General features: G+C 66.4%; 5 protein-coding genes and 1 tRNA gene. 1 reads left to right on the plus strand and 5 read right to left on the minus strand.

All coding sequences use genetic code 11. From position 1 onward, the window contains the following. Positions 1-57: 57 nt before the first annotated feature. Positions 58-1,614 (minus strand): sigma-70 family RNA polymerase sigma factor, encoded by a 1,557-nt coding sequence (locus tag DMH03_RS03735; protein ID WP_125790581.1) that lies wholly within the window; start codon positions 1,612-1,614, stop codon positions 58-60. A gap of 200 nt (positions 1,615-1,814) precedes the next feature. Between DMH03_RS03735 and DMH03_RS03740 the strand changes: the two genes are divergently transcribed. Next, positions 1,815-1,887, plus strand: a tRNA-Gly gene (locus DMH03_RS03740). A 273-nt stretch (positions 1,888-2,160) separates the two neighbouring features. Here DMH03_RS03740 and DMH03_RS03745 read toward each other — a convergent pair. The 4 genes from DMH03_RS03745 to DMH03_RS03760 all read right to left on the minus strand — a co-directional run bounded on the left by DMH03_RS03745 (position 2,161) and on the right by DMH03_RS03760 (position 11,571). Continuing rightward, positions 2,161-3,909, minus strand: a complete 1,749-nt coding sequence (locus DMH03_RS03745) for a glycosyltransferase family 39 protein (RefSeq protein ID WP_233611263.1) — start codon at positions 3,907-3,909, stop codon at positions 2,161-2,163. A 31-nt stretch (positions 3,910-3,940) separates the two neighbouring features. Continuing rightward, entirely contained in the window at positions 3,941-4,234 is a 294-nt protein-coding gene (locus DMH03_RS03750; protein ID WP_125790582.1) for a YiaA/YiaB family inner membrane protein, read from the minus strand. 121 nt (positions 4,235-4,355) lie between these two features. Next, positions 4,356-4,670 (minus strand): hypothetical protein, encoded by a 315-nt coding sequence (locus tag DMH03_RS03755; protein WP_125790583.1) that lies wholly within the window; start codon positions 4,668-4,670, stop codon positions 4,356-4,358. Positions 4,671-4,683: 13 nt separating this feature from the next. Beyond that, entirely contained in the window at positions 4,684-11,571 is a 6,888-nt protein-coding gene (locus tag DMH03_RS03760; RefSeq protein ID WP_125790584.1) for an RHS repeat-associated core domain-containing protein, read from the minus strand. Positions 11,572-11,589 lie beyond the last annotated feature (18 nt).

Genomic DNA, 11,589 nt, shown 5'->3' on the forward strand with positions numbered 1-11,589 from the left:
GTACCGTGACGGCGGCCGGATTCGCGAGAGTTCGAAGGCGATATCCCCGCTCGGGCGTTATGGGCAGGTCGGGTAGTCGACGCCCGGTTCCGGATAGTGGGAAGTGGGTTTCACCGGGCTCTGCTCGTCTTCCGAGGGCGTCTCGGTCGTGCTCTCGGGGGTGCCGGTCGTCGGCGAAGAGGACCCTTCCGGGTCGGTCGTCGACTCCGGCGTGTTCGACTCCGAAGGCTGTGAGGGCTCGGTCGTCGAGTCCCGCGACGTCGTCGTGGTCGGGCTCAGCGACTCCTCGGTCGGATTCGATTCACCCGGCGGGATGTCGTCCCGCTTCGAAGTGGTCTGGTTCGAGCCGGTTCCCGGGCCCTCGTTCAGCGGCGTGGTCTCCTCCTGCGACGGAGTCTGCCCGGCCGGAGGCCGTACGACGTCACCGCCGCCGAGTTCCTTCCGCGACGTGCCCACGCCGGGCAGGCTCGGCATGTCGGCCACGCCGAGTTCGGCGTTCCGGTCGTTCGGGCCCAACCCGGTCTTGACCGGCTGGGCGCCCTTGCCGTGCATCTGGTCCTGGGCGACCCGCTGCGGCGGGAGCTCCACCGGTTGACCCTGCGCGGGCGGCGCGATCTGTGCCGGCAGCAGCGCCAGCTCGGGCAAGCCGCCTCCGGACAGGCCGACGGTGTGCGTCACGTCCGTGCCGAACACGGCCGGACCTGCGACGATCCCGACCGCGCCCGCGGCGGCCGTCGACGCCACCGCCAGGCCGACCTTCACCTTCGACCCGAGCAGAAGCCCCTTGATCGACGCGGCGAGCCCGGACAACGCCCCGCTCGCGTGGGCTCCCGCGGCCGCCGGCACCAGCAGGGCCACCACACCGGCGTGCGCCCGCAGCGACGAACAGACGTCACGCAGCTCGTCGTGTGTCGCCCGGCAGGACTGGCACCCGATCAGGTGGGTCTTGATCCGGCGGGCCTCGGCCCCGGTGACGCTGCCCGCGGTGAACCCGCCCAGCTTCTCCACCACCGACCGGCACGAATCCGGCCCGCGGCTCACCGACAGATGCGCCTGCAGGTACGCGGCCCGCAACCCCTGCCGCGCCCGCCTGGCCAACGCCGCCGTCGCGTTCGCGCTCAAGCCGAAATGCGGCGCGACCATGGCAGGCTGCTCACCCTCGACCTCGGTCTGCCACAGCACCGAACGCCACCGCTCGGGCAAACTCGTGAAAGCCGTCGTGATCAGCGAATGCTCGGCCGTACGGGCGTTCGTGTCCGCCCCCGCCCCGGCCCGGAAACTCAGCTCGTCGTCGCTCACCGGCACGTCACGACGCGCGCCATGCCATTCCCACGACACCCGGCGAGCCACCGTCAGCAGATAGGCCCGCACGTAATCCCGCGGCCCGGCACCCCGGCGCAACGCCTGAAGCACCCGGAAGAAGGTCTCGGCCGTGATGTCCTCCGCCTCCGACCGATCGGAGGCAAGACTGCGCGCCAGCCGCCGCACCGCGGCGGCATGACGTTCGAAAAGCTCCCCGAAGGCGGCGTCCTCCCCATCACGGAGACGCTGGAGCAATGCCTGCTCGTCGGATTCCGAGGCCGCCTGAAGCGGCACCGTGCCCTGCTCGGTCATCCGGCCAGGCACCTCCTCCCCGAAGGACTCACCATTCGGTCGAATGGGGACACCATACGGAGGTATGCAGCCGTCGTCACCCCTTGTACGCCAGGTGTGACACCGAAGCACCTCCAGGGGTGGGTCGAAACGGCTACTGACGGTCGGTGTATGGTGTGTCCACACTGCTTCAAACGAGTGTTGAAGCGATGCAGTGACATGCGGATGTAGCGCAGCTGGTAGCGCATCACCTTGCCAAGGTGAGGGTCGCGGGTTCGAATCCCGTCATCCGCTCGCACGCGGGCACCGCGTGCGCAGGGAAAACCTGCGCCGCAGCGTACTCGCCACCATTCCCGGGGCTGAAGCCCCCGGAACCCCATGGTTCGTCCACCTCGCCTTTTCGGGTGAGTATGGGGGTACGTCGATACTTTCTTTAGCCCTTGTCGGGCGATCTTGACGGTTACTAAATGCTACAGGTCCGGTGAGCAGAGTCACACGACCGTAGTAATTCGGATTTGCGCATATACGGGCGAGGGCGCACCGGTGAAAACCGGTGCGCCCTCGTGCTCAGGAGGGCGCGCAGGCCGGCTGCGGCCGATGCCAAAGGGTCACCAGCCGACCGTTCGGCAAGGCGTGCGTCGCGACCGGGCTGAACCCCGTGGCGGCGGCAGCGGCCGCCATCGCGGGTGGATCCACCTTCGGCAGGAACTCGTTGTTCAAGCCGGTCGCGGTGAACAGCAAGCAGGCGGTGCTCGCGTCGCCGGAAATACTGTCTTGATACCTGGTCAGCCAGCGCTCGTAATCCGGCTGCGTGTTCCCCGCCTCGACCGGCCTGATCTGCGGCACGGCCACGCCGTAACCGAGCTTCCGGAGCACGGCCAGCTGAACCGTGTTGGTGTTGAAGATCAGGTCACGGAACCCGAAGGCCGTCACGCCGCGGATCGCGTTCCGGTCGACGATCTGCTGCGCCGCCCAGTCCGCGGCGACGATCCACTGCTTCGCGTCCTCCGCACTCACCGGCTCCGGAACATCGGTCTCGAGCCCGACCCCCGCGAACTTCTGCGAGGCACCTCGGCCGTCGGTGACGATCACCCGCCCGAACAACGGCAGCTCGGCCTCCCACAGCCGCGCGGTCGGCGCTCGCAGATCCAGCTGCGGGACCAGCGCCACCACGCTGATCACCGCGACCACGACCGGCAGCACCTTACGAAGCCGGTCATGCACGCGATAGAGCCCCCACAGCGCGACCAGCGTCATCGACGGGACCAGCGGGAGCGTGAACCCGTTGCCGGTGGTCTTGGACGTCACGAAGGCCATCGCACCCTCCGCCACGAGCACCGCGGGCGGGAACAGTGGCGACGCGACCATCGCTTTGATGGTCTCTTTCGCCTGCCCACCCTTCAGCTTGCGGATCGCGACGAAGATCGCCACGACGAGCCCGGCGCAGATGAAGAGGACGTGCGGCAAATACTGCTCAAGGGTCAGGAGCCGCAGCCGGTATGCCCAGGCCGCCGGGTTGAAGATCCCCGCCTCGGTCCCGTACTCGGCGGACTGCGGCCCATAGCCGAAGCCGGTCAGATAGCGGTAGACCTGCGCACCGTTGGGGATCAGCCAGATCGCGGCGACCGCGGCGGCGACAACCGCGGCGATTCCGAAACGCGTCAGGCTCTTCTTACGATCCGGTCCGAACACGGCCTGGAGGAAGGCAGCGAGTACGAGAGCGGGCACGAAGGCGATGATCATCGTCCTCGTCAGCGGCATCAGCCCGACGAAGGCACCGAAGGCGATCGTCGACTTAGTCTTCGTCAGCCCCTCGGACCTGATGAGGAAGTAAACGGCCGCCAGCGTCACCGCGGCCGCCGGCGCGCCGAAGTGGTACGCCCTCGCGTCGACGATCACGCCGGGCAGCGTGGCGACCAGCGCGGTGGCGAGCCACGCGAACGGCCGGCCCGCCACCCGGTTCGCCACCGCGTGCGTCAGCAAGACGATCGCCAGACCCGCCAGCATCGGCACGATGAAGGCGGCCACCACACTCGTCCCCGTCACGAAGAACTGCAACGACGTCAGCGCGGGAGTGACCGGAGCCTGGATTCCAGGTGCCTCGACGGCCTGGATCCAACCGAGGACTCCGTCGCGTACGGCCGCGTAGTGATCGTTGAGGGCCATGCCGATGTAGCCGGCCTCGTCGATTTCGAGGATCTGCCCCCGGCGATAGACGACGATCCACCGCAAGTTGACGGCGACCCACACGATCGCCACGCCGAGCAGTACCCATGTGTTCACCTGAACGCGGCGAATCCCCCTGGTCAAGACCATGCCCGAGAATCTAGTCGCGCCTCTGGGCAGGCTAGAGCGCGGGCGTTTTGAAGGGGTCGTGCTCGGCGAGGAGTTTGTCGACGCGGGCCTGGTCGACTCTGCTGACGACGGTGTTCTCGTCCTGCCGGTCACGGATGCACTTGGCGAGAGTGAACGCCGAAGTGGTCAGGAAGAGCATGCCGAGGGCGAGGAAGCCGCGGACCCAGCCGTCGACCGGCAGGTACCAGATGCCGATGACGACCGCGAGCAGCGCCAGGCCGAACGAGAGGGCGGCCTGGACGAAGAACGCGACGGTGGTGGGCGGCGCTGCGGAGGGTTTCGTCATGCGTACCACGGTCGCGCCGACGGCCCTCGGTGTCTTGAGTACGGCTACTCAAGAAGTATTGCGATTCAGTAAAACAGCCACCTCTTGTCGATCGGAAAATTCCGCCACACAGTTAGAGATTCTATTTTACGAACGACGCAATGTCGTCAAAAGCATCTTCAACTTGCCCGCCGAGCACGGGATCCTTCAACAGTTCACGCAATTTCGAAACTAGTTCATTCGACACTTCTCCGTGCAGGCGTGCAACATGCCCGACACAGGTGACCGCGAGTGCACGTATCTGAATATCCTTGCTCGAATTCAGGCATTCCAAAAGGAAGGCCTGTAGCCAGACCACGTCCGACTCGTTGAGAGTCAGTTCAAGCAAGGCTCTCGCACTTTCCAAGCCCCTTCCTGCGCGGACATCGGCAACTTTCAATTCCCGCCACTGCGACAAATCAGACCACCAATCACCTACGGGGGTCGATCAAGCCTCGCTTGACCGCCTTACCCAAAGCCACAGCCGCTTTCGCCATCGCCGGAGCTCTGCCGACATCCGTGCGAACGTGACCATGGAAGTACTCATTCGTCCCTCCACCACCACAGTCGCACGGAACTTGACTGCCGTGCCTGTCGAGAATAACGGTCTGCCCGTCGCTCATACCAATACGCCGCGGGGAAGTCCCCTTGATCTGAACTGAATTATCGAGCGCCGCCTGGCCGTTTGACGGCTCAGTACTGACCACACCTTTTGAGCTTCCCCTGGAGGTCGAACCGTGCTTCGGGTTCTGCTCGTAGATACGGAGACCGCAGTTGTGAACCAGCAGCGAAGTGCCGCTACCGCCGACGTAGAAGGCGTGGATACCGTCGATCGTGAGGTCGTGGACGGGAGACACCTGCGTGAACTGCCGAACCGCGGTGACGACCGATGACCGACCATCCGGCGAGTGTAGGTGCTGACCAGGGACAAGGTCACCGATCGCTACCCAGTCATCGGCTTCCTCCACCCAGAAGAGATGCCAGTCCGTCGCCACGATGGTGTCCGAAACACCACCGGACTCGACGGTGATCTCGGTCCGTTCGTCCTCGTCGTCGTGCACGATGGTGCCGACGACGCGGCGCCGTTCCAGGCCGCCGGTCTCCGGGTCTGTCGTCTGTACTTCATCGCCGATCCGCACCTCCTCGATCGGCTTCGTCGTCCCGTCCGCCATCAAAACCTGCGTACCGGGGACAAAGCTGTTGCAGCCCGAATCACTGGCCGCGGCGGCACCACCCATGGCCGCGGCCGCGGCACCGACGACGCCATCACCTTCGCTGACGGCGACCACAACTTGGACCGCGTTCGCCGCCATCGCGGCGTCGGAGAGGATGCGCTCGGTATCGGCGATGACCTTCTGAGCCTTCTCGACCTCACGCCCGAAAGTCGCTAGGGCACGCGCGCCCTTCCAGAAGCTCGCGACGATCTCGCCGACCTTCAGGATCTTGCCCCAGGGGATGAAGTTGAGAAGGGTGCTGATGCACGAGCCGACCGAGCCCTCGATACAGCCCATGATGTCGTCCCAGCCGATGAGACTTTTGATCAACTCACCGGCCGCGTCTATGAAGACGTCCCATTTGGACTTCTTCACGACGGCTTGCGCCTCTTTGTAGGACTTCTCGTTGTAGCCCCGTTTGGCCTTCTCCCGCTGCTCGGCCGCGTACTTCTTGCCCTGCGGTGACGACGGGGAGCTCGCCATGACCGTGCAACTCTTGCTGCTCTTGGCATTGCAGTAGTCGGCTTGTTCGGTGCCTTCGCGGCAGAACAGGCCGTCCTCACCCATGTGGAAGCAGGCCGACATGCCCGACGGATCCGTCATGGTCACCGGCGAGTTGTTCGCGTAGGCGTAGGGGTTCCACAGCTGCGGAACCGCCGGATCCAGGACCGGGTCGGTCTTGGTGAACCGGCCGAGCGCCGGGTCGTACTCGCGTGCGCCCAGGTGGGTCAGGCCGGTCGCGTCCTGGTAGCCGCCGACGAAACCGTGCTTGTCCGGCCAAGTGGACGGCGCCGGACCGCGTGGGTTGCCGAACGGGTCCATGTAGCGCTGAGTGGGTGTGAGCGTCCCCGCGGTGATGGCCAGGCCGTTCGTTCCGTGGAGATCACCGAGCATCCATTTGAGGGCGGAGCCACCGACTCGCACCGCGACCTGGACCCCGCCGTGCTGGTAGAACCGGGTCGCCGAAACACCGGTCGTGCCGGTGGTGACGACCAGCTCGAGATCGCCGATCGACAACGTGGTGCCGGTCGGAGCGCGGGTGACGAGCCGGTTGCCGTCGGCGTCGTAGAGGTACTTGCTCTCCCCTGTCGGCGCCGTGACACCGGCGGTTCTTCCCTCGTGGTCGTAGCTGAACGTCTGGGTGTCGCCGCCGACGTTCCGCGTCAGCATCGAGCCGGCTTCGTCGTAGGTGTAGCCGCTCGTCGACGTGCCGTTCGGACCGCTCGTGTCCACTTTCTGCAGGGCATGTGGCTTGACGGCGGTCGGCCCTGCCGCCGGATAGGTGGAAGTACTCGTGACGTCGCCGGTCGGCTTGTGGTCGACCTCCTTCGTCCGGTTGCCGGTCTTGTCGAAGGAGTACGACTTCCAGTACGGGGCGGCGCCACCGAGCGCCGACGCCGACTTGGCCGTCGCGCAGTCAGCCGAGGCCGGAGTCCATGCCTCGGTCAACCGCCGCTGATAGTCGTATTCGAAACACTGGGTGTCGGCCGGCGCCCCTGACGGGGTGTCCGAAATCTTCGTGACGTTGCCCGCCGGGTCGTAACCGTAGGTCCGGTTGGTCAGCTGCGATCCGACCTGCGTCGCCCGGTTGACGGTGGTCGTCTGCGGGCGCCGGGTGACCTCGTCGTAGGTCTGGGTCACGCCGACGTTCGCGGTGGATTTCTCCCCGTCGAACTGCATACGCGACATCTCGTTGAAAGAGGTGTAATCGGTCTTCGACACCAGGTTCGTGGTCGTGCCCGAAGAGTCGATCGCATACGTCGTCGACGGCAGCCCGAGCTCGTTGTACGTGTGCCGTACGTGTTCGAGCGGCAGGTTGCCCGCCTTCGGACTCACCGTGGACGCGACAGCGCCCGTCGCCGTGTAGGCGGTGCTGAACTCATATGTCCCGGCCAAACCCTTTTCGACGGCTGGGACGTCGACGGCCTTCTTGGTCGGCCTGCCGTACTTGTCATAGGCCGCGACGCGAGTGACATACGCGTCCGCGCCCACCCACCGGGTCGACGAGACGGGCAGGCCGATCCCGTTGGGGACCGTGTCGTAGCTCCAGCTCGCCAGTTTGGTGCCGGTGGGCGAATCCGCGGTGGTCTGGGTCTTCCGTCCCAGCTTGTCATAGCTGTAGAAAGTGGCCTTGCCGCGCGAATCGGTGGTCGACGTCAGCTGTCCGCCGTCGTCGTAGGTGTAGGTCGATCTCCCCGCGTCCGGATCGGACTGCCAGACCTTGCGGCCGCGCAAGTCGTAGCCGGTCGACCAGACGTTGCCCGCCGCGTCGGCCATCGACGTCATGGCACCCGCGGCGTTGTACGTGTAGTTCGTGACGTCGGCCGGATTGGCCGCTCCCGGCGTGTACCCGTCGGTGTAGAGGAGCCGCTGGACGGTCTGCCCGTGCACGTCGGTCACCACGGTCTGCGGCGACGCGCCCCGCGGCGGAATGGTCGTGACCCGGTCGCCGCCATAGATGGTCGACGTCTGCCACTGCTTGACGCCCTTGGACATCAGGATCGACGCCGTCGCACGGGCCCGGCTGTCGTACTCCGTCACGGTCTGGTTCAGCACCGTGTTGTCCGCGACGGTCACCAGGTTCGCGACGGGCCCGGAAGCGTTGTTGAAGTACCCGTTGTTCGACTTGAACGGGAGTCCGCGCGAGTCGTAGACGGTGTCGCTGATGATCCGCCCGCCGCCGGACGCCGCGGACTGCGCCTGCCGCGTCCGCCCGAGACCGTCGTAGATCGCGTACGACGTCGTGTACTCGCCGTTGTCCTGCAAGGCTTTCGTCGCCACCGTGGTGGGGACGGCGGTCGGTGACGTCGCCGCGTCGGTGTAGGCGAAGGTCGCCGTCGCCTTGTCGCCATCGAGCTTGCTGCGCCCTGGATTCCAGACCGCGGTCTTGCGCCCCAGAGCGTCGTAGGTGATGTCCGTGCGGACCTTGTTCACGTCGACCGAGAACACCGGGTTCCCCCGCGCCGGTTCCTTGGTGGTCGTCGAGACCCAGCCGAGGGGGTTCGTCACGGCGATTTCGGTGACCTGTCCTCCGGCGCTGTGCGTGTACGCGGTCTTCGTCACCGCGCCTGACACGTCGGTCGACAACGTCTCACGGCCATAGGCGTCGTACTCGTTCGTCGCGGTCGTCACGAACTTCTTTCCCGCGGCGTCCCAAGCGCTCAGCGTGTCCGTGCGCGTGATGTCGCCCGCCGTCGGCGCGACGCCGGAGGCCTGCTTGTCATAAGAGACCTTGACGTTGGTGATGACCGTGGACGCCGTAGCCGTACCCGAACAAACCCCGGCGAACATCACGACTTCACTCGACTTGTCGAACATCCCCGTAGCGGCGTTCGGGACATAGGTCGTCTTGGTGCACGTGTCGTCCGTGGCGACGCCGGTGTCGCCGAGGTCCTCCTGCTCGATGACGAGACCGTTGTCGTTGAACTTCTTGTTCACCTGGTTGCGGCGATAGGTCTTGCCGTCGGACAGCAGGGTGCGTCCTCGCACGGTCGCGGTGTCCACCGAATGCGCCTTGAGCAGGCCGTCCGCGCTCGTCGCCGTCGGACCACGTACCCAGGGGTCGTTGATGGCGGAGTTGTCCACCGTCGTCGTGCCGGGAAGGTAGGTCCTGGACTCCCGGAGGAACCCTTGCAAGGGATCCTGATCGACGATCGTTCCCTTTTCGGAGTCCTCGACGGAGACCGTGCGTTTGCCGCCGTTCGGCAGGTGGTCGCCGTCCATCCCGCGCAGGTACAACGACTCCGTCACCGTCTGGGTGGCGGACGGCTGGCCGATGGACGTCCGCACCACGCCGTAGCCACGCCATTGGCTCCAGGTCTTCCGCTCCTTTGGCGTGAACTGACCTTCGTCGTAGTGCCAGGCGGCGTCGCCGAGGTAGTCGTAATGCGTTTTGACCGCGACGCCACCGGCCGTCAGGTCTTCTTCGGAAATGTCCGTGACGACGTACTTGTGGAACCAGTCGAGGACCGGGTCCTTCGCCGCCGGCGGACTCCAGAACGACGCGTAGCACCGCATCGTGTCGGTCTCGGGTGACGCGGGCATGCGTGTCCCCGCGACGCAATCAGGGCCGGAGTAGGCGACACCGATCCGCCCGCCGGTCTCGGTCCTGATCTCGTTGACCCGGTAGCGGGTGATCGGGGAGTACTTGTCGGCGACCGTGTCGACCCGGTTCGCGAACATGAATCCGCCGAACGTCGTGGCGGGGCGGGTGATGCTTCCGACGCCGCCCTTCCCGGTGTGGGTGACCGAGGAGAGCCACAGCGCGGACGGCGAGGCGTCTCCGGTGCCGGGGAACGTGTGTGCCAGGTTCCAGACGTCGACATCGGTCTGCGTGCCCGCGTTGTTGTACTGGGTCCGGACCGTGGTCAGCCGTTTGCGGGTGAAGAACGCCGGTGACCCGTAGTCGCAGGGTTTGTCCTTCGCGCAGATCTGTTCGAACGGGACGTCCGGCCAAGAGGCGGCGGTCGTCGCATTCAGCTGCTCGGGAGCACAGGTGACCGCTCCCGACGGGAGGCAGCGCTCCGCGGTTTCGAAGACGACCTGGTTCGTGGGCGCGGAACCGTAGACACTGCCGTCCTTCAGGCGCAGGCCGTACTCGATCCGCAGGGGGTATCCGCCCGCGGTGTACTCGGTTCCGTTCGTCGTGACGTTCTGGTTGAGCCCGTAGTAGTTCGTCTCCGGCTGGTAGTAGTACGTGCTGGCGTTCCCGTGCGGATCCACCACGTAGTCCAGGTTCCAGCGCCAGGGCTGCCGGCAGGACGAGCCTGCGAAGTTGTTCGGCTTGTAGCAGGCTTCGCCGTCGTTGTTGCCGAACACCGGGACCGTCCAGGTGGACTGGGTCTCGGGTTTGCCGGAAGACCAGCCCGGTGGGCGGTTGAGCCCCAGGAAGTACTGGGTTCCGTCGCCGGTGGTGACCTTCCAGTGCTGGCCGTCCTGGGCGTTGTTGGCGGCACCGCCGAGCAGTTCGATCTTGGAACCGTCGTCGTTCTTCGGCCGCCACTGATTCGTCCCGGCGAGTTTGATCAGGTCCGTCGACTTGCCGCCGAGGACGAGGGTCGCGTTGTCGATCCCCCAGCACTGGTCACCGGTCTTGGTCTGCCCGTTGTTGCCGCCGAGGTCCTCGCTGCACGGCAGGTAGTTACGGACCACGTAACCGCCCGGCGTGAAGTCCCATCCGTCGCCGACCCAGGACGCCTGGTTGTTGGTCGCGGAAGTCAGGCCGTCGACACCGCTGGACGAGTACGAAAGCGCGAGGCTCGGCACCGCGCCACTCGGAGCGGACGGGGCCGGGAACGGATAGTTGTAGGAGAAGCTCCCGGAAGACCCGCCGCTGGACCAGGACCCGGCCGCGGACAACGGCTGGGCGGACACGTTCCCGGCGGAGCCGCTCGCGGCCGCCGTCACCGCGAAGACCCGGGGCGCGGCACCGGCGAGAGCGACATCGGCCGAGACTTGCCGCGTCTTGCCGTTGTTCACCGTCCCGGCAACCGGGGTCTTCGTCCGGCACTCGGCCTTCGCCGGTGTCACCAGCGCGCATCCCGGCAGCTCCACCAGTTGCAACCGATCGGCCCAGCCACCGCCATAGGCGCTCCCGAACGCCCGGTAGTCCACCGCGACGTTCACCGGCTCGGCGCCAACGCCCGTGTCGGTCACGGAGAGCACCACACCGTGGAGTCCGAGTGCCTCACTGGCCTTCTGGTCCGCGACACGAACGCGGACCTTCGGCGCCTTTTTGGCGGCGGCGGTGTCCTTCGCCCGCGCCCAGCCGACCTTCACCGGAGTGCCGTTCGCGGCGTTCTGGGCGCCGAGCCCCTGCGGCTGACGGCCGGCGAGCACTTCGACCTCGGATTCCGCCGCTCCCGGCCAGACCGGCGGAGTCACCTTCGCGTCGGCCAACACCGGCGGCGGCGACGGCGGGGCGACAAGCGGTGTCACCGGGACGCTCTGGTCCTTCTGGCCCGGACCGAGCGACCAGCCCGGCGCGTTCGCCTTGTTTTCGAGTGCGATCGCCGCGCCACCGGACGCGAGCATGATCGCGGTCACGGCCAACGCGGTGACGCGGGAAAACCGGCCGATGCGGGTCCAGCGGGTGTCTCTACGCATGACGAAGCCTGCCCAGGG

The sequence above is a fragment of the Amycolatopsis sp. WAC 01376 genome, from assembly GCF_003947415.1.
Taxonomy (GTDB): domain Bacteria; phylum Actinomycetota; class Actinomycetes; order Mycobacteriales; family Pseudonocardiaceae; genus Amycolatopsis.